Source organism: Burkholderia sp. AU39826, assembly GCF_020419965.1.
Lineage (GTDB): Bacteria > Pseudomonadota > Gammaproteobacteria > Burkholderiales > Burkholderiaceae > Burkholderia > Burkholderia semiarida.
The window spans coordinates 55510-79601 of sequence record NZ_JAIZQG010000014.1; the positions used below are offsets into that span (position 1 = coordinate 55510).

17 protein-coding genes are annotated in these 24092 nt (G+C 69.4%); 13 read left to right on the forward strand and 4 right to left on the reverse strand.

What is annotated here, in order from left to right; genetic code table 11:
- Nucleotides 1–14 precede the first annotated feature (14 nt).
- From LGM42_RS22145 to LGM42_RS22155, 3 genes are read left to right on the forward strand one after another with little or no spacing between them, the layout of a single operon-like run.
- Nucleotides 15–869: an FAD binding domain-containing protein gene (locus LGM42_RS22145; RefSeq protein WP_226233183.1), complete on the forward strand. Its 855-nt coding sequence runs from the start codon at nt 15–17 to the stop codon at nt 867–869.
- Nucleotides 850–3672, forward strand: coding sequence for a molybdopterin-dependent oxidoreductase (locus LGM42_RS33250; RefSeq protein ID WP_226233184.1), 2823 nt, complete (start codon nt 850–852; stop codon nt 3670–3672). Before LGM42_RS22145 ends, LGM42_RS33250 begins: the two co-directional genes overlap by 20 nt.
- Nucleotides 3673–3700: 28 nt before the next feature.
- Nucleotides 3701–4978, forward strand: coding sequence for an MFS transporter (locus tag LGM42_RS22155; RefSeq protein WP_099318246.1), 1278 nt, complete (start codon nt 3701–3703; stop codon nt 4976–4978).
- Between the two features lie 15 nt (nt 4979–4993).
- Here the strand turns inward: LGM42_RS22155 and LGM42_RS22160 are convergent, their stop codons facing one another.
- Together LGM42_RS22160 and LGM42_RS22175 are read right to left on the reverse strand one after the other, a co-directional pair.
- Nucleotides 4994–6559 carry a methyl-accepting chemotaxis protein gene (locus LGM42_RS22160; protein ID WP_226233185.1) on the reverse strand — a complete coding sequence of 522 codons (1566 nt, stop codon included), beginning with the start codon at nt 6557–6559 and terminating at the stop codon, nt 4994–4996.
- 927 nt (nt 6560–7486) lie between these two features.
- Complete coding sequence (locus LGM42_RS22175) at nt 7487–8173, reverse strand: TetR/AcrR family transcriptional regulator (protein WP_226233186.1); 687 nt, start codon at nt 8171–8173, stop codon at nt 7487–7489.
- A gap of 52 nt (nt 8174–8225) precedes the next feature.
- Here LGM42_RS22175 and shc point away from each other — a divergent pair, with 52 nt between their 5' ends.
- Nucleotides 8226–10286 carry a squalene--hopene cyclase gene (gene shc, locus LGM42_RS22180; protein WP_226233187.1) on the forward strand — a complete coding sequence of 687 codons (2061 nt, stop codon included), beginning with the start codon at nt 8226–8228 and terminating at the stop codon, nt 10284–10286.
- A gap of 85 nt (nt 10287–10371) precedes the next feature.
- Here shc and LGM42_RS22185 read toward each other — a convergent pair whose 3' ends face one another.
- On the reverse strand, nt 10372–11286 hold the full coding sequence (locus LGM42_RS22185) for a LysR substrate-binding domain-containing protein (protein WP_226233188.1): 915 nt from the start codon (nt 11284–11286) through the stop codon (nt 10372–10374).
- A 149-nt stretch (nt 11287–11435) separates the two neighbouring features.
- Between LGM42_RS22185 and LGM42_RS22190 the strand changes: the two genes are divergently transcribed.
- The 5 genes from LGM42_RS22190 (at nt 11436) to LGM42_RS22210 (ending at nt 16131) form a co-directional block, all read left to right on the forward strand.
- Nucleotides 11436–12560 carry an NAD(P)/FAD-dependent oxidoreductase gene (locus tag LGM42_RS22190; RefSeq protein ID WP_226233189.1) on the forward strand — a complete coding sequence of 375 codons (1125 nt, stop codon included), beginning with the start codon at nt 11436–11438 and terminating at the stop codon, nt 12558–12560.
- Nucleotides 12553–12852, forward strand: coding sequence for a (2Fe-2S)-binding protein (locus LGM42_RS22195; protein WP_124658565.1), 300 nt, complete (start codon nt 12553–12555; stop codon nt 12850–12852). The genes LGM42_RS22190 and LGM42_RS22195 overlap by 8 nt, the downstream gene beginning before the upstream one ends.
- On the forward strand, nt 12849–14285 hold the full coding sequence (locus tag LGM42_RS22200; protein ID WP_226233190.1) for an NAD(P)/FAD-dependent oxidoreductase: 1437 nt from the start codon (nt 12849–12851) through the stop codon (nt 14283–14285). Before LGM42_RS22195 ends, LGM42_RS22200 begins: the two co-directional genes overlap by 4 nt.
- A gap of 40 nt (nt 14286–14325) precedes the next feature.
- The gene (locus LGM42_RS22205; protein WP_226233191.1) at nt 14326–15108 is read left to right on the forward strand and encodes an ABC transporter substrate-binding protein; all 783 of its coding nucleotides are present in this window, start codon (nt 14326–14328) and stop codon (nt 15106–15108) included.
- Nucleotides 15109–15219: 111 nt separating this feature from the next.
- On the forward strand, nt 15220–16131 hold the full coding sequence (locus tag LGM42_RS22210; RefSeq protein WP_060009152.1) for a LysR family transcriptional regulator: 912 nt from the start codon (nt 15220–15222) through the stop codon (nt 16129–16131).
- A 123-nt stretch (nt 16132–16254) separates the two neighbouring features.
- Here LGM42_RS22210 and LGM42_RS22215 read toward each other — a convergent pair whose 3' ends face one another.
- Nucleotides 16255–17274, reverse strand: coding sequence for an aldo/keto reductase (locus LGM42_RS22215; RefSeq protein ID WP_226233192.1), 1020 nt, complete (start codon nt 17272–17274; stop codon nt 16255–16257).
- A 330-nt stretch (nt 17275–17604) separates the two neighbouring features.
- Between LGM42_RS22215 and LGM42_RS22220 the strand changes: the two genes are divergently transcribed.
- The 4 genes from LGM42_RS22220 (at nt 17605) to LGM42_RS22235 (ending at nt 24026) form a co-directional block, all read left to right on the forward strand.
- Nucleotides 17605–17949: a DUF4148 domain-containing protein gene (locus LGM42_RS22220; RefSeq protein WP_319001458.1), complete on the forward strand. Its 345-nt coding sequence runs from the start codon at nt 17605–17607 to the stop codon at nt 17947–17949.
- A gap of 298 nt (nt 17950–18247) precedes the next feature.
- Nucleotides 18248–19447 carry an efflux RND transporter periplasmic adaptor subunit gene (locus tag LGM42_RS22225; RefSeq protein WP_226233194.1) on the forward strand — a complete coding sequence of 400 codons (1200 nt, stop codon included), beginning with the start codon at nt 18248–18250 and terminating at the stop codon, nt 19445–19447.
- Entirely contained in the window at nt 19444–22635 is a 3192-nt protein-coding gene (locus tag LGM42_RS22230) for an efflux RND transporter permease subunit (protein WP_226233195.1), read from the forward strand. Before LGM42_RS22225 ends, LGM42_RS22230 begins: the two co-directional genes overlap by 4 nt.
- Nucleotides 22632–24026 (forward strand): efflux transporter outer membrane subunit, encoded by a 1395-nt coding sequence (locus LGM42_RS22235; protein WP_060309975.1) that lies wholly within the window; start codon nt 22632–22634, stop codon nt 24024–24026. The genes LGM42_RS22230 and LGM42_RS22235 overlap by 4 nt, the downstream gene beginning before the upstream one ends.
- Nucleotides 24027–24092 lie beyond the last annotated feature (66 nt).

Below are 24092 nucleotides of genomic sequence, written 5' to 3' on the forward strand. Positions count from 1 at the left end.
CCCACACCGTCGTGATGAACTATCTTCGCGCCCACACCCTCGACGAAGTATTCGGCGCGCTCGCCGCCGAACCGCGGCCGCGCATCGTGTGCGGGGCCACGGACCTCTTCGCGGAGCTCGCGCTCGTGCCTGCCCGGTCGTCATGGCTGGACATCAGCCGCATCGACGCGCTGCACGGCATCGCGCTGCGCGACGGTGTCGTCCGGATCGGCGCGGCCAGCACGTGGGCCGCGATCGCGCGCACGGCATGGCTGCCGACGGCGCTCACGGAAGCCGCCGCGACCATCGGGCCGCGGCAGATTCGGGCGCAGGGAACGATCGGCGGAAACGTGTGCCACGCGTCGCCGGTCGCGGACGGCATCCCCGCGCTGCTCGCGCTCGACGCGCACGTCGAACTGGCGAGCGTGCGCGGCGTGCGCCGCTTGCCGTTGGCCGAATTCCTGCTCGGCAACCGCGTGGTCGCGCGCGATGCGGACGAACTGCTGGTTGCCGTGCTGTTCGTACAACCGCCCGCGCACGATCGCACGTCGTTCATCAAATACACGAATCGCGACGGCCCGGCGATCGCCGTCGTATCGGCCGCCGCGCGGCTGCGCATCGATGCCGCCGGCACGATAGCGGCAGCGGCCGTCGCCGTGGGCGGCGCATCCGGCGTCGCGCGCCGGATGCGGGCGCTCGAGGCCGCGCTGGCCGGCCGCCGGTGCGACGACCTGGCCGACACGATCGCAGCGGCGCCGCTCGCGGAGCTGACGCCGGTCGACGACTGCCGCGCGACGGCAGTGCATCGCCTTCATCTCGCGCGGCTGGCCGTGTCGCGCGCCTTCACATGCTGCATCGAGGAGAACGCCCGTGGCCCACTCCCCGCCTGACCCGCTTGCCGACGTACGCGATACGACAGCGGACGACAGCGCTCCGGCTCGCCCCGAGCCGGACTGGTTCGAACTCAACGGTACGCGGCGCGGCCTGCCGGCAGACCGCGCGCAGCGGCTGATCGACCACCTGCGCGCCGACCTGCGCCAGTTCGGCACCAAGGAAGGGTGCCGTCAGGGCGATTGCGGCAGTTGCACGGTGATCGTCGACGGCGAGGCGCGCTACGCGTGCCTGATTCCCGTCGCGCAGGTCGCGGGGCGCCGCATCGTCACGGTCGAAGGCCTGGCCGACGGCACGCGGTGCGGCAGCCGCCTGCAGGACGCGTTGCTCGCCCATCAGGCGGTGCAATGCGGTTTTTGCACGCCGGGCATGCTCACCGCGGCGGCGGCCGCGATCGACGCCGGCGAAGTCACCGACCGTGCGAGCGCGCGGGCCGCGATCGACGGCGTGCTGTGCCGCTGCACGGGTTACCAGAAGATCGTCGATGCCGTGACCGAGGTCGGCTGCGGGGCGGCCGCGCGCGGCCGGACGCCCGCGCCGGCCGAAGGGCCGTCCGTCGGCGTCCCGCTCACGCGCCTCGACGGCCCCGGGAAAGTCGACGGCAGCCAGCGCTTCGGCGCGGATGCGTATCCGGCCGACAGCCTGTTCCTGCGCGCCGTGCGTTGCCCGCATCACCGCGCGCGTTTCACGTTCGGCGACCTCGCCGCATTCGTCGACGCGCATCCGGGCGTGCATCGCATCCTCACGCACGCCGACGTGCCCGGCCTCAACGTGCACGGCGTCGCGACCCCGTATGCGGACCAGCCCGTGCTGGCGGAGCACGAGGCGCGCCACCATCTCGAAGCGGTCGCGCTGGTGGTCGGCGAGCGCGCGGCGATCGCCGCGCTCGACCTCGATCGCTTTCCGGTGCGGTGGGAACCGCTGCAGCCGGTTCTCGCGGTCGACGATGCGAGGCGTGACGACAGCCCGCAACTGCACGCCGATCGCCCCGGCAACGTGCTGATCGAGGGGCTCGTGCGCCGCGGCGATGCCGAGCGCGCGTTACGGGACGCCCGCCACGTCGTCACGGCCACGTTCGCATCGAGTTTCGTCGAGCATGCGTATCTCGAACCGGAGGCCGGCTGGGCGAGGCGCGTGGGCGACACCGTCGAGATTCATTCGTCGACGCAAGCGCCGCATCCGCATCGCGCCGATCTCGCGCGCATTCTCGCGATCCCGCCCGAACAGGTGCGCGTCGTCGCGACCGCGGTCGGCGGCGGCTTCGGCGGCAAGCTGGACATGACGGTCCAGCCGCTGCTCGCGATCGCGGCGTGGCATCTCGGGCGGCCCGTCGCGATGGTGTTCTCGCGCGAGGAATCGATGGCCACGTCGACCAAGCGCCATCCGGCGCGCATCACGTCCAGCATGGCGGCCGATGCCGACGGCCGGCTGCGCGCGGTGACGTTCGACGGCGACTACAACACCGGCGCGTTCGCGTCGTGGGGAACGGCCGTCGCGAACCGCGTGCCCGTGCATGCCGGCGGGCCGTACGTGATTCCCCACTACACGGCGCGCTCGCGCGCGATTCATACCCACGTCACGCCAGCCGGCGCCTTTCGCGGCTTCGGCGTGCCGCAGACGACGATGTCGCAGGAGCAGCTGATCGACGAGCTCGCGTTCGCGACCGGCATCGATCCGCTCGAATTCCGCGCGATGAACGCGCTGCGGCCCGGCGACGCGCTGCCGACGGGCCAGGTGCTCGACGACAGCGTGGGGCTCGTCGCGTGCCTCGATGCGCTGCGCCCCGCGTGGCGCGACGCACACGCGCGGCTCGCGACGCTCAATGCGGCGTCGCCGGGGCATCTGCGCCACGGCGTCGGCGTGGCCGCCTTCTTCTACGGCTGCGGCAACACCGCGTTGCCGAACCCGTCGACCGTGCGCTTCGGCATCCGGTCCGACGGCACGATCGTCCTGCACCAGGGCGCGGTGGACGCCGGCCAGGGCGCGAACACCGTCATTCCGCAAATCGCCGCCGATGCACTCGGCGTGCCGGTCGACCGCCTGCACTTCATCGGGCCGGACACCGCGCTGTCGCCGGATTGCGGCCGCACGTCGGCGTCGCGCCAGACCCTCGTCACCGGTCGCGCCGCCTTTCTCGCCGGCACGATGCTGCGCCGCCGGCTGCTCGCGTTCGCCGGCGCGGCTTCCGATGCGCGCATTTCGGCCGATGCGTGCGGCATCGCCGTCGACGGCCGTCCGCTCGATCTGCGTGCGCTGCCGGTCGACGCGCATGGCTACGCGATCGCGGCCGAGGAAAGCTTCGATCCGCCCACCACGTCGCTCGATGCGGCGGGGCAAGGCACGCCGTACGCGACCTACGCGTTCGGCGCGCAAATGGCGGAAGTCGCGGTTGATTGCGACAGCGGGCGCGTGCGCGTGGTGAAGGTCGTGGCCGCGCACGACGTCGGCAGGATGGTGAATCCGACACTGCTCGAAGGCCAGATCGAAGGCGCGGTCGCGCAAGGCATCGGCATGGCGCTGATGGAGAAGTACCGCCCCGGCGAGGGCAACAATCTGCACGACTACGTGATTCCGACGGTGCACGACATGCCCGACGTGCAGTCGATCTTCATCGAGGCGCCGACGGCCATCGGCCCGTACGGCGCGAAAGGCATCGGCGAGCCGGCGCTGGTTCCGACGGCGGCGGCCATCCTGAATGCGATTCATCATGCAACCGGCGTGCGCATCCGCGAAGCCCCCGCCACGCCGGACGTCGTGCTGCGCGCGCTCGCCGCCCGCACCTCGGTTGCCGCGCTTCGATAGCGGCGTTCCTACCTGGCGAACAAGAACGATGACGACAACGAGACAAGCCGATCAAGCATCGCTGGGCGCCGCACGGCGCTCGTCCTGGTACGCGGAACTCGATCCGGCCGGCAAGCGCGCCTTCAAGGCCGCATTCGCCGGCTGGGCGACCGATGCGTTCGATTTCATGGTGTTCAGTTTCGTGCTGGCCTCGCTGATCGACCTGTGGGGCCTCGATCGCGGCAAGGCCGGGCTGTTGAGCACCGTGACGCTGATCTTCTCGTCGGTGGGCGGGTGGATCGCCGGCATCCTCGCGGACCGCTACGGGCGCGTCAAGGTATTGCAAGGCACGATCCTGTGGTTCTCGGTCTGCACGCTCGCGATCGGCTTCGCGCAGGACTTCGAACAGATTTTCGTGCTGCGCGCGCTGCAAGGACTCGGCTTCGGCGGCGAATGGGCGGTAGGCGCCGTGCTGATCGGCGAAACCGTCGCACCGGCCCATCGCGGCAAGGCGGTCGGCCTCGTGCAGAGCGGCTGGGCCGTCGGCTGGGGCTGCGCGGCGGTGCTCTACGGCATCGCGTTCTCGGTGCTGCCCGAGTCGCTCGCGTGGCGCAGCCTGTTCTGGGTCGGCATCGTGCCGGCGCTGCTCGTGCTGTATGTGCGCAAGCACGTGGCGGAACCGGAAGCGTTCGTGCAGGCCGACGCCGCGCGCCGGCAAGGCGCGGGCCAGCCGTCGGTGTGGACGATCTTCTCGCGTTCGCATGCGCGCCGCACCGTGCTGGCCGCGCTGCTGTGCACCGGCATCCAGGGTGGTTTCTATGCGATGTCCACGTGGCTGCCGGCCTTCCTGAAGATCGAGCGGCACCTGTCCGTGCTCGACACCGGCGCGTATCTGTTCGTGATCGTCGTCGGGTCGTTCTGCGGCTATGTCGTCGGCGCGTATCTGTCCGACTGGTGGGGGCGCCGACGCAACTTCATGTTGTTCTCGGTGCTGTCGCTCGCGTCGGTGTGCCTGTACCTGACGCTTCCGCTTTCGAATGCGCAGATGCTGTGGCTTGGCTTTCCGCTGGGCTTCTCGTCCTGCGGGATCTTCAGCGGGGTCGGCGCATACCTGACGGAACTGTATCCATCGACCGTACGCGGCAATGCGCAGAGCTTCACGTACAACTTCGGCCGCGGCATCGGCGCGCTGTTTCCGAGCCTCGTCGGCATGCTGAGCCATTCGCTGGGGCTCGCGTCGGCGATCGCGATCTTCGCCGGCGCGGCCTATGGCGTGGTGCTGCTGGCGGTGCTGCTGCTGCCGGAGACGAAGGCCCGGTCGCTTTGAGTCCCGGGCGGCCCGTCACGCGAGCGCCGCTTCGTGCAGACGGAACTGCGCGACCGCCGCGCTCAGCCGCGCGCCCTGTTCGTCGAGCGACAGCGCCGCGGCCGCCGCCTCCTCGACCAGCGCGGCATTGCGCTGCATCGTCTGCTCCATCTGGATCACAGCGGCGTTCACCTGCTCGATGCCCGACGACTGCTCGTCGAATGCCTGGCTGGTTTCGCCCATGATCGCGTTGACGCGCTCGACCGCCGCGACGAGCTCGGCCATCGCCGAGCCGGCCAGCGCGACGAGGCCGCTGCCGTCTTCGACGCGTCGCGCGGAATGGCCGATCAGCTCGCGAATTTCCTTCGCCGCGGCGGCACAGCGCTGCGCGAGCCCGCGCACCTCGGTCGCGACGACCGCGAACCCGCGCCCCTGCTCGCCCGCGCGCGCGGCTTCGACGGCGGCGTTCAACGCGAGAATGTTCGTCTGAAACGCAATGCTCTCGATCACGCCGACGATGCCGGAGATGCGCGTGGAGCTCTGCGAGATTTCCGACATCGTCTCGACGACGCGCTGCATCGCTTCGCCGCCGCGCGACGCGATGCCGGCCGCGCCCTCGACGTACGTGCGTGCATCGCGCGCGTTGTCCGCGTTCTGGCGCACGGCCGCCGTCAGTTGCTCGACGCTCGCGGCCGCCTGCTGCAGCGATACGGCCTGCTGCTCGGTGCGCGCGGACAGGTCGACGTTGCCGCTCGCGATCGTGCGCACGTCGCCGACGATCGTCTCGGTGCTCGCGCGCACCTGGCTCACGGTATCGACGAGGCCGTCCTGCATCCGCTTCAGCGCGTTCAGCAGATACGCCATCTCGTTCTCGCCCGGCACGACGACCGCGCCGGTCAGGTCGCCTTTCGAGATTTTCTCGAACTGGTCGACCGCGAGGTTGATCGGCTCGATGATCGCTTTCGCAAGCACGCGCTGCGCAACGAAGCCGACGACGAGCGCCAGCACCGCGACCGCGCCCATCCCCCACACGATTCGGTGGAAATTGACGCCGGCCGCATCGTAGCGCGCCTTCTGGCGCGTGACCTGGAACGATTCGAGCGCGTCGATCGCCGCCTGGTAGGCCGCGAACAGCGCGGGCGGCGCGGTGCGCTGCGTGTCGAGAAAGTTGAATGCGTCGTCGCCGTCGAGCTGCGACAGCGCCTTCAGGAACACGCGGTCGAGCAGCGCGCGACGATGGGTCTGCAGCGTGTCGAACAGCGCCTGTTCGCCGGCGTCGCGCGCGTGCAGACGCGCGTACGCGTCCAGTTCGTCGTTGCTCTGCCTGAGCAGCGTGTGGAGTTGCGCGACTTCCGCCTTCGCGGGCTGGCCGGCGCTGATGATCTGCGCGACGTCGCTCATGCGTTCGCGCAGCACGAGCATGCGCTCGGAGCTGGTCTTCAGGTGCAGCAGCGACGCGGTATCGTCGCGATACATCGCCTCGAGCGAGCCGTTGCCCATGTAGAGGGCCGCGATGCAGGCGCCGACCACCAGCACGAGCAGCACGGTATAGCCGGCGATGGTCGCGAGGAGGCCACCACGGATAGTGAGTTGTTTTCGCATGACGTTCCCTTGAGCCGGCCCGGCACGGCCAGCGGCGGAGGTGAATTCCGGAACACGAACGACGCGCGCCATCGCGCAATGCGCGGCGCGGGGCTGCGAACACGTTAACGGCGCGGGAAACGGACGGCTTTTATCCGCACGCGACGCGAATCTGGACGATTGCGACAGAGAGAGGCGGATGCAGCACTGCTACCGGCCGTCGCCGGACCTCGAACGGATCTCGTCGGCCGACGGGTCGCGCGGGTGCCGCGATCCCCGGCAGCACCTCGCCTGCATCGAAGACCCGGAGCGCGTCGCCGTAAGCGTCGAATACCTGACGCGCGATCCGGAAATTGCCGCGCGATCTCGAAACGGCCCGCCGCTATGACGCACGCGCCGCGATGATTGCCGGCCAGCTTCGTACCGGCCAGTCACGCGGCCACTGACATTCCGACGTGCGTGCGGGGCGCCACCGACCGACGCCCCGCATTGTGTCCGGCCGACTCTGCTTGCGCGTCTCGATGCCGCGAGCGCGCTGCCGCCCTGCTATCCCGGCTGGATGATCGCGCGTCAGGCGGCGGGCAGGCTGCTCCGGCCGTTCACGCGCGCCGCGTCGAAATAGGACCGGCGGTGCTCCATCGCCGCTTCGGCAAGGGCGGTTGCGAGGCTGCCTGTGCCGAAGCGCGTGCGCCGGCGATGCGCGCTTACATCCGATAGCCCGGTTTCTTGTGCGGCGTGCGAGAACGCACATCGATATCCGGACGATAGACTTCTTCCTTCCACCGGTCGGAAGGATTTTCGCCGAAACCGATTGAAACGGATTCCTCAGCCTATCCGCGTATCACCATCACGTCGCGCGTGATGCGCGCCCGCCAGACGCTGCTTCCGTTCCCCGGCTTTCCCGCGCCAGGCTTCTCCGAATTCGACGATCGATTCCCGCGCCGCGCATCACTTCGGAAACACGCCCTTGCTCATCGCATCGAGCTGCCGAACGATCTCCGCGCGCAATTCGGCCGACAGCTCGACGCTGTCGAGCAGTTCGGAAATCCACAACCCGTCGGCGGCGAGCCGGCAGATCATCAGCGTCGCGGCCCGCTCGAGCGGCACCGGGTCGGGTCGCGTCCATTTGCGCATCGGCACCGACCAGCGAGCGCGTGTGTCCTGCTCGGTGATCATCGACGCGACCAGCACGCGCAGCACGTCGATACTCGCAGCCGGATTGGCGGCATCGAGCACCGCGTGCAGATACGCGCGCGCCGCCGCGCCGTCGCCGCGGGAATCGGCCTCCATCCGCGCGGCCAGTTGCGCGCCGAACCGTTCGGTCGCCTGCCCGAACAGCGCATCCAGCAGCCCCTGCTTGTTCGCGAAGTGATATTGCAGCGCGCCTTTCGTCACGCCGGCACGCTCGGCCACCGCATCGAGCGTCAATGCGGCCACGCCGTGATGCGTCGCGATCTCCGACGCAGCCGCCAGCAATTGCGCGCGCACCTGGTCCGGCGCTTTTTTTCGCCGCACGCCCGCCACAGCGGTAGCCGGCGGCGCCGATGATCCTACAGGCGCGCGTGCACCGGGCGTTCCAGCCGGTTCGACAGGCGCGGACACGTCGCGCGGCGTGGGTTCGAGGCGTTTTTTCATGACGCGGATGGTAGCACCGCGCGTCTCGATATAAACATTCCTGCTGGATGGTATGATCCGCCGCATGAACAAATCGGCCCCCTCCCCCTGGTCCGCGCTCGACACGGCCATCGCCCGCGGACGCGACGCACTCGTGCGCCTTCAGCAGCCCGACGGCAGCTGGTGTTTCGAACTCGAATCCGACGCGACGATCACCGCGGAATACATCCTGATGATGCATTTCATGGACAAGATCGACGACGTGCGCCAGGAGAAGATGGCGCGCTACCTGCGCGCGAACCAGCGGCTCGACACGCATGGCGCATGGGATCTGTACGTCGACGGCGCGCCGGACGTGTCGTGCAGCGTGAAGGCGTACTTCGCGCTGAAGGCGGCCGGCGACAGCGAACGGGCGCCGCACATGATCCGCGCGCGCGACGCGATCCTGACGCTCGGCGGCGCGGCGCGCGCGAACGTGTTCACGCGCATCCTGCTCGCGACGTTCGGCCAGGTGCCGTGGCGCGCGGCGCCGTTCATGCCGGTCGAATTCGTGCTGTTCCCGAAGTGGGTGCCGATCTCGATGTACAAGGTCGCGTACTGGGCGCGCACGACGATGGTGCCGCTGCTGGTGCTGTGCTCGCTGAAGGCGCGTGCGCGCAATCCGCGCAACGTGTCGATCCGCGAGCTGTTCGTCACGCCGCCGGAGCAAGAGCGCCAGTACTTCCCGCCCGCGCGCGGCATGCGCCGGTTGTTCCTCGCGCTCGACCGCGCCGTCCGCCCTATCGAGCCGCTGCTGCCGAAACGCTTGCGGCAGCGCGCGATCCGGCACGCGGAAGCGTGGTGCGCGCAACGGATGAACGGCGAGGACGGGCTCGGCGGCATCTTCCCGCCGATCGTCTACAGCTATCAGATGATGCAGGTGCTCGGCTACCCGGACGATCATCCGCTGCGGCGCGACTGCGAGAACGCACTGGAGAAGCTGCTGGTCACGCGGCCGGACGGCAGCATGTATTGCCAGCCGTGCCTGTCGCCGGTGTGGGACACCGCGTGGAGCACGATGGCGCTCGAACAGGCGCGCGGCGTCGCGGCGCCGGAAGCCGGCGAGTCGGCCGGCGCGCTGCGCGAGCTCGATGCACGCATCGCTCGCGCGTACGACTGGCTCGCCGGGCGGCAGGTGAACGACCTGCGCGGCGACTGGATCGAGAACGTACCGGCCGGCGTCGAACCGGGCGGATGGGCGTTCCAGTACGCGAACCCGTACTACCCGGACATCGACGACACGGCGGTCGTCACCGCGATGCTCGATCGCCGCGGCCGCACGCATCGCCACGCGGACGGCACGAATCCGTACGCATCGCGCGTCGCGCGCGCGCTCGACTGGATGCGCGGGCTGCAATCGCGCAACGGCGGCTTCGCGGCGTTCGACGCCGACTGCGACCGCATGTATCTGAACGCGATCCCGTTCGCCGATCACGGCGCGCTGCTCGATCCGCCCACGGAAGACGTATCGGGCCGCGTGCTGCTGTGCTTCGGCGTGACGAAACGCGCGGCAGACCGCGCGTCGCTCGCGCGCTGCATCGACTACGTGAAGCGCACGCAGCAGCCCGACGGCAGCTGGTGGGGCCGCTGGGGCACGAACTACCTGTACGGCACGTGGAGCGTGCTGGCCGGCCTCGCGCTCGCCGGCGAGGACAAGTCACAGCCCTATATCGCCCGCGCGCTCGACTGGCTGCGCGCGCGACAGCATGCGGACGGCGGCTGGGGCGAGACGAACGACAGCTACGTCGACCCGACACTGGCCGGCACGAATGGCGGCGAGAGCACGTCGAACTGCACCGCGTGGGCGCTGCTCGCGCAGATGGCGTTCGGCGACTGCGAATCCGATTCGGTGCGGCGCGGCATCGCGTATCTGCTGTCGGTGCAGCAGGAAGACGGCTTCTGGTGGCACCGTTCGCACAATGCGCCGGGCTTTCCGCGCATCTTCTACCTGAAGTATCACGGCTATACCGCGTACTTCCCGCTGTGGGCACTCGCGCGTTATCGGCGGCTTGCGGGCGCGAAGGATGCGGGCGCAACCACGTCGTCCGCGTCCGGCGCGCCCGCCCCACGCGCAACGGACAGCGCGCTCGCCTGAGCCGGAACCCCGGCCGACACGGCAACACGCCGGCACGCCCGCCGGCGTCCGGCGTGCTCGACACACGTTTCCTCCCCCTTCTCGCTCACGCGTCGCGCGGCGTCCGCATCCGCGCGAACGCGTCGCGCAAATCCGCGCAGAACGCATCGCCGATCATCGACAGCGGCTGCGACGCGGACGTCACCACGTAGAAGTGATCGGGCACGGCCGGCTCGAACGGCTTGACGGCCACGCGCTCGCCCGCATACGCGGCCGTCACCGGATCGATCAGCGCGACGCCCGCGCCGTTCGCGACGAACGCGACGATCGTCCGTGACAGTTGCGCCTCGATCGACAGCACGCGCGCCACGCCGGCTTCCACGAAAACGCGGTCGATCGCACTGCGCGCCTCGAAACTCGGCGGAAACGAGATGAACGGTTCGCCGCGCAGATCGGCCGGCCGCACGACGCGCTTGCGCGCGAGCCGGTGCCCGCGCGGCACGATGCAGCGCATCGCGCTTTCCGCGAGCCGCTCGCCGCGCACGGCCGGATGCGGAACGGGCTCGGCGATCAGCCCGACATCGCACTGCCCCGACGCGACCTTGTCGACGACGGTCGACGCACTGTGCGCGAGCAGCGTGATGTCGACGCCCGGATGCGCGTGCGAAAACCGCGTGACGAGCTCCGGCAGCAGGTCGAGCGCGACGGCGGGCGAGCCGGCCACGCGCAGCGTGCCGCGCCGCATCGCGCGGATCTGCTCGGCGGCCTGCGCGACGCGATCGAGGCCGACGAACGCGCGCTCGACTTCCTCGTACAGCACGCGCGCCTGCGCGGTCGGCGTGAAGCGGCCCTGCTGCCGCTCGAACAGCACGAAGCCGATCCGCGCCTCGAGATCGGCGATCAGCCGGCTCACGGCCGGCTGCGAGATATGGAGCTCGCGCGCCGCGCGCGTGACGGTATGACGCTGCATCACCGCACGAAACGCTTCGATCTGGCGAATCCTGAGCGAGGGTGTGGTCATAACATTGGATTATGGATCGTTGATCAAGCTGTATTGGACAGCCCATTTTGCCTGTCCGAACATCGGTTCCGCAACGTACTGAAAGCAAGGAGCCGCGCCGCCATGGGATATAACACGCAACCGCCTCACCCGCGACACCGGAGCCGCGCATGACCGCGCGCCGCTTCGACGTCGTCGTGGCCGGCGGCGGCCTCGTCGGCATGGCCATCGCGTGGGGACTCGCGCGTCTCGGCCAACGCGTCGCGGTGTGCGACGGCGACGACATCGCGTTTCGCGCGGCGCGCGGCAATTTCGGGCTCGTGTGGGTGCAGGGCAAAGGCGGCCGCTGCCTGCCGTATGCGCGCTGGTCGCGCGAATCGTCCGAGCGCTGGCGTGCGTTCGCCGCGCAGTTGCAGCGCGAAACGGGCGTGGACTGCGCGTTCGAACGCCCGGGCGGCATCGAGCTGTTCGAGCATCGCGCGGAACTCGACGGCGCGACCGACCTGCTCGAATCGCTGCGTCGGCAGGAAGCCGCGCTGTCGTACGAGGTGCTCGATCCGGCGGCGCTGCGGCGGCTCATTCCCGCGGCGTCGCCGTCGCTGGCCGGCGCGCTATGGTCGCCGAACGATGGTCACGCGAATCCGCTCGCCACGCTGCGCGCGATGCTGCAGGCGTTCCAGCAGTGCGGCGGCATCTATCTGCCGCGCAGCGAAGTCGCCGAGATCCGCCCGCGCGCCGGGCGCTTCGAGATCGACACACGCGATGCGCGGCTCGAAGCCGCGCGCGTGGTGCTCGCGGCCGGCCTCGACAACGCGCGGCTCGCGCCGATGGTCGATCTGCGCGCGCCGATCTCGCCGTTGCGCGGCCAGATCATGGTCACCGAGCGCGTCGCGCCGTTTCTCGACTATCCGACGCTCGTCGTCCGGCAGACCTCGGAAGGGTCGGTGATGCTCGGCGACTCCGCCGAAGACGTCGGCTTCGACGACGGCCAGACGCGCCCGGCGATGGTCGACATCGCGCGCCGCGCCCGCACCGCGTTCCCGGCGCTGGCCCATGCGCGCATCGTGCGCGCGTGGGGTGCGCTGCGCATCATGACGCCCGACGGCTTGCCCGTCTACGAAGCGTCGGCCACGTATCCCGGCGCATTCATCGCGATCTGCCACAGCGGCGTGACGCTCGCGGCGGCCCACGCCGATCTCGTCGCGCCGTGGATCGCCGGCGGCGCCGCGCCGGCCGACCTGTCCGCCTTTACCACCGCGCGCTTCGCCGCGCCCACGGAAGCCCGGCATGTTTGAATCCCTCATTCCCGCCGCCGCGATGCTCGACCGCGTGCGCATCCATATCGACGGCACGCCGCACGACGTGCCCGCGCACGACAGCGTCGCGGCCGCGATGCTCGCCGCCGGTTCGGCCGCGTGCCGCACGAGCCCCGTGAGCGGCGCGCCACGCGGCCCGTTCTGCATGATGGGCGTGTGCTTCGACTGCCTCGTCGAAATCGACGGCGTGCCGAACGTGCAAGGCTGCATGACGCTCGTCGCCGACGGCATGCAGGTGCGCACGATGCACGGCAAGGCGAGGCTCGCATGACGCGCCGCCAGTGCGACCTGCTGATCGTCGGCGCCGGGCCGGCCGGAATGGCGGCGGCAACCGCCGCGCGCGCGGCCGGCTTGTCGGTGGTCGTCGCGGACGAGGGCCGCGCGCCCGGCGGCCAGATCTACCGCAACGTGGCCGATGCGCCGGCGCCGCTCGCGCAATGGCTCGGCGCCGACTACACGGCCGGCCGCCCGCTCGTCGACAGCCTGCTCGCCAGCGGCGCGCATTACCTGCCGCGCAGCGTCGTGTGGCAAATCGCGTTCGAGCCGGAACCCGTCGCGATGCTCACGCAAGGCGGCCCGTCGCGCGGCACGCTCGACATCGGCGCGCGCGCGGTGCTGATCGCGACCGGCGCGCAGGAGCGGCCGTGGCCGGTACCCGGCTGGACTTTGCCCGGCGTGATGGGCGTCGGCGCCGCGCAGACGCTGCTGAAAGCATCGGGCCTCGCGCCGTCGGCCGACGCCGTGCTCGCGGGCAGCGGCCCGCTGCTGTGGTTGTTCGCCGCGCAATTGCTGAATGCCGGCCGGCGCGTGCGCGCGCTGGTCGATACGACACCGCGTAACGTGTGGCGCCGCGCGCTCCCGCATGCGCTGCCGGCGCTGCGCGGCGCCGACTATCTGCTCAAGGGCTGGCGCATGTTGCGCGCGGTGCGCCACGCCGGCATTCCGGTGTATCGCGGCGCGACCGATATCCGCATCGACGGCGACGGCCGCGCCGAACGCATTCGCTTTCGCGACGACGATGGCGTCGCGCATGCGCTCGACACGTCGCTCGTGCTGCTGCATCAGGGCGTCGTTCCGTCGATGCAACTCGCGCGCTCGCTCGGCTGTGCCCATGAATGGGACGAGTCGTCGGCATGCTGGCGGCCGCGGTGCGACGCGCGCGGCCGTAGCAGCGTGCCGCACGTGTGGATCGCGGGCGACGGCGCGGGCATCGGCGGCGCGCGGGCGGCGGCACTGGCCGGCGAAATATCAGCGCTCGACATCGCCGTGCAACTCGGTGCGCTCGATGCGCAACGGCAGGCCGCACGCGAACGCCCGGCGTTGCACGCATTGCGCCGCCATCTCGCGGTGCGCCCGCTGCTCGATGCGCTGTACACGCCGCCCGCCGCGCTGCGCCGCCCCGACGACGACACGATCGTGTGCCGCTGCGAGGAAGTCACGGCCGGCGAGATCCGCCAGCTCGCGGCGCTCGGCTGCCAGGGGCCGAACCAGATGAAGGCGTTCACGCGCTGCGGGATGGGCCCGTGCCAGGGGCGCTGGTGCGGCACGACGGTCGGCGAGCTGATCGCCGACGTGCAGCAACGCGGCGTCGGCGACGTCGGGCACTACCGGATCCGCGCGCCGATCAAGCCCGTCACCGTCGGCGAGATGGCCGACGCCCTCGAACTGTCGAACGATTTTCAGCGCGGCGAATTCCCGAGCTGACGCGCATGCCCACTCTTCCCCACACGAACGGAGCCTGACCATGAAGACGCGCATCACGATTCTCCTTGCCGCCGCCGCGATGGCCGTCGCGTCGCCGGCATCGGCGAAGGAATGGACGACCATCCGCATCGGCGTCGATCCAACCTACCCGCCGTTCGAATCGACCGCGGCCGACGGCAGCGTGAAGGGCTTCGACATCGATCTCGGCAACGCGCTGTGCGCGAAGCTGAAGGCAAAATGCGTGTGGGTGTCGAGCAGTTTCGACGGGCTGATTCCGGGGCTGCAAGCGCGCAAGTTCGACGTGATCCTGTCGTCGATGGCCGCGACCGAACAGCGGCGCCGGCAGATCGACTTCACCGATCGCCTGTACCGCAACCAGACGCGACTGATCGCGCGTACCGGGTCGGGGCTGCTGCCGGACGCGGCGAAGCTCGCCGGCAAGCGCGTCGCGGTCGAACAGGGCACGGTGCAGGAAACCTATGCGCGTGAGAAATGGGCGGCCGCGAAGGTCGAGGTGGTGCCGTATCCGAGCTACGACCAGGCGTACGCGGATCTCGTCACCGGGCGCGTCGACGGCGTGCTGATGGACGCCGTGCAAGGCCAGCTCGGATTCCTGGCGACGCCGCGCGGCAAGGGCTTCTCGTTCGCGGGCGGCGTGGTGTACGACGCGAAGATCATGGGCAACGGCGACGCGGCCGGCGTGCGCAAGGCCGACACCGACCTGCGCGACGCGCTGAACCGCGCCATCGCGCAGATTCGCGGCGACGGCACCTACGACACGATCCAGTCGAAGTATTTCGACTTCGACATGTACGGGAATTGACGACACGCGTGCGCGCGCCGCGTCGGGGCAGGCAAGTGGATCCGGTCCGGATTGCATGAGAAAGTCCCTTTGGGACACAATCTTCCAATCTTGAGTCCGATAAGGTCTGACATGCTCGACATCCGCCAGCTTCAATATTTCATCGCGGTCGCGGAAGAGGAACACGTCGGCCGCGCCGCCGAGCGCCTGCACATCTCGCAATCGCCGCTCAGCCGCCAGATCGCGCAGTTGGAGGAAAAGCTCGGTCTCACGCTGTTCGAACGCAGTCAGCAGCGCATTCGTCTGACGCGCGACGGGCGCACGTTTCTCGGCGAAACGCGCGCGTTCCTGCGCCACGCGAACCGGCTCGAATCGCTCGCGCGCCGGCTCGGTCGCGGCGACGAAGGCGGCCTCTGCATCGGCTACCTCGAAACGGCCACGCACTCGGGCGTGCTGCCGCGCGCGTTGAAAACGCTGCGCGCCGGGCGCCCGTCCGTTCACATCGCTTTGTATAACTATCAATCGGCCGCGCAGCTCGAAGGCTTGCGCGAGCGCAGCCTCGACATCGCGCTCGTCACCGAGCCGCCCGCGCCGGACGATCCCGAACTCGATTCGACGAAGGTGCTGGACGATCCGATGCTGCTCGCGATGCCCGACGGGCATCCGCTCGCGAAGAAGAAGACGCTCGTCGCCGACGATCTCGCCGCGCAGGCGTGGATCGGCGTCACGCAGCAGGACAGCGCGCCGCGTCACGGCGCGTTCGTCGCGGCCTGTGCGAAGGCCGGCTTTTCGCCGGACATTTCAGTGGAAGCGACCGAGCCGCTCGCCGCGCTCGGCCTCGTCGCGGCCGGGCTCGGCGTGACGATGATCCAGCAGAGCCTGCGTCACCAGGTGCCGGAAGGCGTCGTGCTGCGCGAGCTGCCGTGGTTCAGCTACCGCACGCCGCTGTGGGCCGCATGGCACAAGGTCAATCTGCGGCCGCTGGTCGGAATCTTCCGCGAGATCCTGACCGGCGAGGAAGTCGTCGAGACAGCGGCGAAATAAATGCGCGAACGCGCGGGGCGTCGTTGCATCACGGCGCCTTACGCGCCTGTCGCGAGTGTCGCGATCGCTTCGCGACCCTGACCTTCCTCGCGCCTCGCGGCTTCCGCTTCCGGTCATCGCCTTTCAGGATCGATGATCGGCCGGCAGCGGCGCATTGGCCGCGATCAGACCTTGTTCGCGCATCTCGCGCCAGAAGTCGGCCGGAATCGCCGCGTTCAGCGCCGCCTGGTCTTCCGCGATCCGCTCCGGACGGCTCGCGCCCGGGATCACCGCGACGGTGGCCGGATGCGACATCGAGAACTGCAGCGCGGCGGCCTTGATCGGTACGTCGTAGCGCGCGGCGATCGCCTTGATCCGCTCCACCTTCGCGAGGATTTCGGGCGAAGCCTTCTGGTATTCGAAGTGCGTGCCGCCCGCGAGCACGCCCGAGCTGTACGGGCCGCCGACGACGATCCCGACGTCGCGCGCGGCCGCCGCCGGCATCACGCGCTGCAGCGCGCGCTCGTGATCGAGCAGCGTGTAGCGGCCGGCCAGCAGCATGCCGTCCGGTTGCGGCTCGGCGAGGTCGAGCACCAGCTCGATCGGTTCGACGCGGTTCACGCCGAGGCCCCATGCGTTGATCACGCCTTCTTCGCGCAGCTTGCTCAGCACGCGGAATGCGCCCTTGCGCGCCACTTCGAATTGCGCGAGCCATTCGTCGCCGTAAAAGTCCTGCGCGATGTCGTGCACCCACACGATATCGAGGCGGTCGGTGCGCAGGCGTTTCAGGCTGTCCTCGATCGAGCGCAGCGTCGCGTCGGCCGAGTAGTCGTTGACGATGCGGTTCGGCCTGCCGTGTTCGAACAGGCCGCCCTTTTCGCCGAGATCGCGCGCCGACACGTCTTCGATTTCGTCGAGAATCACGCGGCCGACCTTCGTGCTCAGCACGTATTCGTCGCGCGGATGGTTCGCCAGCGCGTCGCCGAGGCGGATTTCCGCGAGGCCGGCGCCGTAGAACGGAGCCGAATCGAAATAGCGGATGCCGTGTTGCCACGCGGCTTCGACGGTGGCCGCCGCTTCCGCGTCGGGGATGTTGCGGAACATGTTGCCGAGCGGGGCGGTACCGAAACCGAGGATCTTGTGGCCGGGCAGCGCGAGACTCATGATTTTCTCCAGGGAACGAGGGAAAGCGGGTTCAGTCTAGGGAAGCGGGTTAAGTCTGTCCAAGACGGAATTCGACACAGTTGAGTCCCGCAAGGTCTGATAGGCCGATTCGCGGCCCGTTTCGATCGCGAGCCGCGGCGCCCGTTCGGGCGAGACGCCCGGCCGGCAACGCTGCCGACCGAATTCACGTTCGATTCGTGACTCGGGATCAAAAATGATTTAGCCGGACAGTCGTTTTTCCCCGACGCCGCCGTACCTATATTGGCTGCACACGCAACGACATCGACGTCGTCGACGTTGGTTGCGGTTCACTCGACCAGACAGATACCCATGATGAAAACGCTCGTTTCTTCCACCCTTGCCGCACTGATCCTTTCCGCACCGGCGCTGTCGTTCGCGCACCAGGCCGACCATCAACTGACCCGCGCCGAAGTGAAGGCCGAAATGGCGCGCCTCGTGGCCGTCGGTTACACCCCGGCGATGGATCACAACCAGTATCCGGCCGCGATCCTCGCCGCCGAAAAGCGTGTGCGTGAAAACGCCGTCGCACAAGGCGCGCCGAATGCCGCCTCGGCCGCGGACAAAACCGGCTACGGCAACGAAGCCCGCACCACCGACGAATCCGGCCGCGCGATGATGGTCAACGGTCGCGACTCGATCTATCGCGGTCATTGAGTCCCGTCGGCGTGCAAGAGAGCACGCCTTTCGATACGCGCAACCGCTCGCCCTTCCCCCCCCCTCCGCATGGCCGGCCCGGATCGCCTGAACAGGCATTCGGGCCGCGCGTCGTCACTGCACTTCAGCTCCCTCGCCCTGCTCCTCGAAACAGGCTGGCCCGTCGCCGCTGCAGGCAGCGATTCGTGACTGCGCAGTACAAGTTCTTATGCCGCTTCATCCGTTTATCCGCCGCGCGCCGCGCACGATACTTCGCACGGTCCGGCGCCACGCGCCCCACTCGACATTTCGCACGCACATGAACCGATATCCAGGATTGAAGCGCATCGCGCGGCCGGCCGTGCTGGCCGCCGTTCCGCTGGCCGCGCTGTTCGCGTTGTCCGGCTGCCAGTCGGACGACAAGGCGCCGGCCGCGACGCCAGGCGTGATCGTCAGCGCGCCCGTCGCGCGCGACGTCAACGACGTCGACGTCTACACCGGCCGCTTCGAAGCGGTCGACACCGTCGACGTGCGCCCGCGCGTGAGCGGCTATCTCGACAAGGTCGCGTTCCAGGACGGCGCGCTCGTCCGCAAGGGCGACCTGCTGTTCGTCATCGACCCGCGTCCGTACCAGGCGGCCGTCACGGCCGCGCAGGGCGCGCTCGAACGCGCGCAGTCGCAACTGAAGCTGAGCCGGCAGGATTTCGAGCGCGCGAGCATCCTGATCAAGACCGATACGATCGCGCAGAGCCTTTACGACCAGCGCAGGCAGGCGGTGCAAAGCGCGCAGGCCGAAGTGACGAGCGCGCAAGGCGCACTGGAGCGCGCGCGGCTCGACCTGTCGTTCACGCGCATCGTCGCGCCGATGGCCGGCCGCATCAGCCGCAAGCTCGTGAGCGAGGGCAATCTCGTGAAAGGCGGCGACAGCGACGCGACCGTGCTGACGACGATCGTGTCGCAGGATCCGATCGACATCTATTTCGACGTCGACGAGGAAAGCTACCTGCGCTATACGCGCGAAGCACGAAAAAGCGGCGGCAACGCGTCGTCGCGGCAGGTCGCGATCGCGCTGCCGGGCGATGCGCAGCCGTCGCTGACGGGGACGATGGATTTCGTCGACAACCGCCTCGACGACTCGACCGGCACGCTGCGCCAGCGCGCCCGCGTCGCGAATCCGGACCGGCGTCTGAGCCCCGGCCAGTTCGGCCGCGTGTACCTGTCGAGCCGCGTCGCGCACCGCGCGCTGCTCGTGCCGGATACGGCCGTCGCGACCGATGCGACGCGCCGCGTGCTGTACTTCGTCGACGCGAACGGCACCGTCGCGATCCGTCCGGTGACGCCGGGCCGCCTGTACGGCAACCTGCGCGAAATCGCCGCGGGGCTGAACGCGAGCGATCGCGTGATCGTCGACGGCTTCCAGCGCGTGCAGGCCGGCGACAAGGTCAAGGCCGTGCCGCGCGCGATCGAAGCGGCCACGGCGGCCCGCGCGGCGAACGGCACGGCCGGGAGCGCGCAATGAATCTCGGCCGCCTGTCCGTGCAGCAGCCGGTGCTCGCGATCGTCTTGTCGATCGTGCTGACGATCGCCGGCGCGCTGGCCTATTTCTCGCTCGCGGTCTCCGAGTATCCGGACATCGCGCCGCCGACCGTCGTGATCCAGGCGACCTATCCGGGCGCCTCCGCGGAAACGGTCTCGCAAACGGTGTCGACGCCGATCGAACTGGAAGTGAACGGCGTGGAAGACATGCTGTACATGTACAGCCAGGCGACGTCGGACGGCAGCCTGAACATCACCGTGACGTTCAAGCCCGGCACCGACGTCGACAAGGCGCAGGTGCTCGTGCAGAACCGCGTCGCGCTCGCGACGCCGCGCCTGCCCGAGCCCGTGCAGCGCAGCGGCGTGTCGGTGCGCAAATCGTCGCCGACGCAGCTCGGCACGATCTTCCTGTACTCGCCGGACCAGCGCTACGATCCGCTGTACGTGTCGAACTACGCGATCCGCAACGTCGCGGACGTGCTCAAGCGGATCGAGGGCGTCGGCGACATCAACCCGCTCGGCGCGCGCGAATACTCGATGCGCATCTGGCTCGACCCCGAGCGCGTCGCGTCGTTCGGCCTGAGCCCGGCCGACCTGATCGCCGCGGTACGGTCGCAGAACACGCAGCTCGCGGGCGGCGTGGTCGCGCAGGCGCCGATCACGAACCAGGCGTTCCAGCCGAACCTGATCTTCGAAGGGCGGCTCAAGCGCCCCGAGGATTTCAGCGACATCGTCGTCAAGCAGGGCAAGGACGGCAGGCTCGTGCGGCTGAAGGACGTGGCACGCGTCGAAGTGGGCGCACTCGCGTATGCGACCGACAGCTACATGCTGCGCCACCCGACGATCGCGCTGCAGGTGCTGCAGCAGCCCGGCGCGAACGCGGTCGCGACGATGGCCGCGGTCGAGAAGAAGATGGCCGAACTGGCCACGGACTTCCCGAAGGGTATCGTCTACAACATCGGCTACAACCCGACCGCGTTCATCGGCGACAGCATCCACGAACTCGTCAAGACGATCTACGAAGCCGTCGTACTCGTCGTGTTCGTCGTGCTGCTGTTCCTGCAGGGCTGGCGGCCGTCGATCATCCCGATCCTGTCGATTCCGGTGTCGCTCGTCGGCACGTTCGCGGCGATGGCCGTGCTCGGCTATTCGATCAACAACCTGACGCTGTTCGGCCTCGTGCTCGCGGTGGGGATCGTCGTCGACAACGCGATCGTCGTGGTCGAGAACGTCGAGCGGCACCTGTCGGCCGGCGCCCGGCCACGCGATGCGACGCTGCTGACGATGAAGGAAGTCGGCGGCGCGCTGTTCGCGATCACGCTCGTGCTGTGCGCGGTGTTCGTGCCGACCTCGTTCATTCCCGGCATCTCGGGCCAGTTCTTCCGCCAGTTCGGCGTGACGATCGCCGTGTCGACCGCGATCTCGTTCTTCACGTCGGTGACGCTCGCGCCCGCGCTGTCCGCGATGATGCTGAAAGCGCACGCCGGCGACCATGACGCACCGGCGCCGGCATCCCGCATCGCCGCACCGTTCGCGCCGGCGATGCGCGCCGCACGGCGTTTCTCGAACGCGTTCAACCGCGTGTTCCAGCGCCTGTCCGATGCGTATGGCCGGCTGGTCCGCAAGATCGTCCGGATCGTCCCCGCGATGGTCGCCCTGTACGCGGTGCTGATCGCCGCGACCGGCTATCTGCTCGTGTCGAGCCCGAAGGGTTTCATTCCCGCGCAGGATCGCGGCTACCTCGTCGTGCTCGTGCGCACGCCCGACGGCGCGACGCTGGAGCGCACCAGCGCGGTCGCGCGCAAGATCGAGGACATCGCGCTGTCGGTGCCCGGTGTCGCGCGCGTGCCGGTGTTCTCCGGCGTCAACGCGGCGACCGGCACGAACTCGGCGAACAGCGCCGGCCTGTTTCCGGTATTCCAGCCCTGGCCGGAACGCAGCAAGCAGGGCCTGACGATCGAGAAGATCGCGGCCGAGATGCGCCGACGGCTGGCGAGCATCACCGAAGCGTCGATCGTCGTCGCGATGCCGCCGCCGGTGCAGGGCCTCGGCAGCACGGGCGGCTTCGCGATGCGGCTCGAAGATCGCAACGGCCTCGGCACGGCCGCGCTCGCGAAGGCGACGCAGGATCTCGTCGCGGCCGCCAACCGCACGCCCGGCATGGTCGGCGTCTACACGCCGTACTCCGCGACGAGCCCGCAGGTGCACGTCGAGCTCGACCGCGAGAAGGCCGAGATGCTCGGCGTGCCGAGCCAGGCGATCAACGACGCGGTCGAGACGTATTTCGGTTCGGCCTACATCAACGACTTCAACATCGTCGGGCGCACCTACCGCGTGACCGCGCAGGCGGACCTGCCGTTCCGCGTCGGCGCGTCCGATCTCGCGCGGCTGAAGGTACGCAACCGCGACGGCGAGATGGTGCCGATCGGCAGCGTGACGCGTATCGACGACATGCTCGGCGTCGATCGCGCACCGCGCTACAACCTGTATCCGGCCACCGAAATCAACGGCGATACCGCGCCGGGCCTCGGCTCGGGCTTCGCGATCAAGACGATGGAAACGCTCGCGAAACAGGTGCTGCCGCCCGGCATTTCGTTCGAATGGACCGATCTGTCGTACCAGCAGACCACGGCCGGCAACACGGGGCTGCTCGTGTTCCCGCTGTGCGTGCTGCTCGTCTATCTGGTGCTCGCCGCGCAGTACGGCAGCTGGAGCCTGCCCGTATCGATCCTGCTGATCGTGCCGATGTGCCTGCTTGCCGCATCGCTCGGCGTGCGCGCGCTCGGCCAGGACGTGAACATCCTCACGCAGATCGGCTTCATCGTGCTGGTCGGGCTCGCCGCGAAGAACGCGATCCTGATCGTCGAGGTCGCGAGGCAGCTGGAGGCCAGTGGCGCCGCGCTCGTCGAGGCCGTCGTCGAGGCATGCGTGCAGCGGCTGCGCCCGATCGTGATGACGTCGCTCGCGTTCATCCTCGGCGTGCTGCCGCTCGTGATCTCCGAAGGCGCGGGCGCGGAAATGCGCCAGGCGGTCGGCGCCGCGGTGTTCTTCGGAATGATCGGCGTGACGTTCTTCGGGCTGCTGTTCACGCCCGTGTTCTATGTGATGGTTCGCCGGCTCGCGATGCGCAAGACCGCTGTCGCAGCCGTCGCGACGGAGGGAGTGCAATGAAGTTCGTTCGACTCGTGGCCGCGCTGTCCGCCGCGGCCGTCCTGGCCGCGTGCACGAGCGCGCCGGTCGCCACCGTCACGCCGCCGCCTCTGGCGGCGACCTATGCGAACGCGGATCTCGCGGCCGGCGGCCCGGCCGCCGACACCGGTGCGTGGTGGCATGGCTTCCACGATCCGATCCTCGACCGGCTGGTCGACACCGCGCTCGCGAACAACCTCGACCTGCAGGCGGCCGTCGCACGCATCGACGCGGCCCGCGCGGTGCGGATCGGCGCGGCGTCGCAATGGTTCCCGTCTCTCGACCTGAATGCCGGTGCCAGCCGTCGGCGGCTGTCCGCCTCGCAGGCGTTCCCGACCGATACGCCGACGACCGGCAACGCGTTCGACCTGAATGCGAGCCTCGCATGGGAAATCGACATCTTCGGCCGCATCCGTCAAGGCGTGTCGGCGGCCGACGCGGATATCGCATCGGCGCAAAACGATGCGGCGGCCGTGCGGATCGCGACGATCGACGAGACCGTGCGCACCTACGTGACGGTGCGCGGCCTCGAACAGCGGCTCGCGCTGGTCGAGGCCAACGCGTTGAGCCAGCGCGGCACCGAGGAATCGACACGGCGCCTGTTCGACGCGGGCGTCGTGCCGGTAGCCGACGTGGACCGCGCCGCAGCGCAGACGGAAACGACGCTGGCCGAGCTGCCCGCGCTGCAACTGCAGCGGCAGGCCGCGATCCATCGGCTGTCGATCATCACCGCGTCGACGCCGCAGGAGGTCTATGCGCGGCTCGACCCGCCCGCGCCCGCGCCGGTGTGGACCGCCGCCGCACCGGGTATCGGCACGCCGGCCGACCTGCTGCGCCGGCGGCCCGACGTGCGCGCGGCAGAGGCACGCGTCGTCGCGGCCTATGCGCGCATCGGCGTGGCCGAGGCCGACCTGAAACCGCACCTGCAATTGATCGGCGTGATCGGCGCGGCGATCGACGGCTTCTCGGGCGCGTCGCTCGCGCGTTCGCTCGCGTGGATGGCCGGCGCCGGCGCGAGCGCGCCGCTGTTCGACGGTGGACGGCGACGCAGCGTCGTCGCGCTGCGTCGCGCGCAGGCCGACCAGGCGCTCGCCGCCTATCGGACGGCGGTGCTGACGGCCGTCGGCGACGTCGAGACATCGGTGGCCGCCGCCGCCCGCAATCACGGCCGGACCGAGCGCCTCGAGCGCGCGGTGTCGAATGCGCGCGGCGCCTATACGCAGATCAACCGGTCGTGGCGCAGCGGCGAATCGGCGTTCATCGATACGCTCGAAGTGCAGCGTGCGCTACTCGCGGCCGAGGATTCGCTCGCGCAGGCACGCACCGATGAAATGCTGAGCCAGGTCAGGCTGATGAGCGCGCTGGGGGAGTAGGCGCGCGGTTCGGGTTCGACCGATGCGCGAAGGGCGACGGGTTCGATGTCATTCGAACCCGTCGCC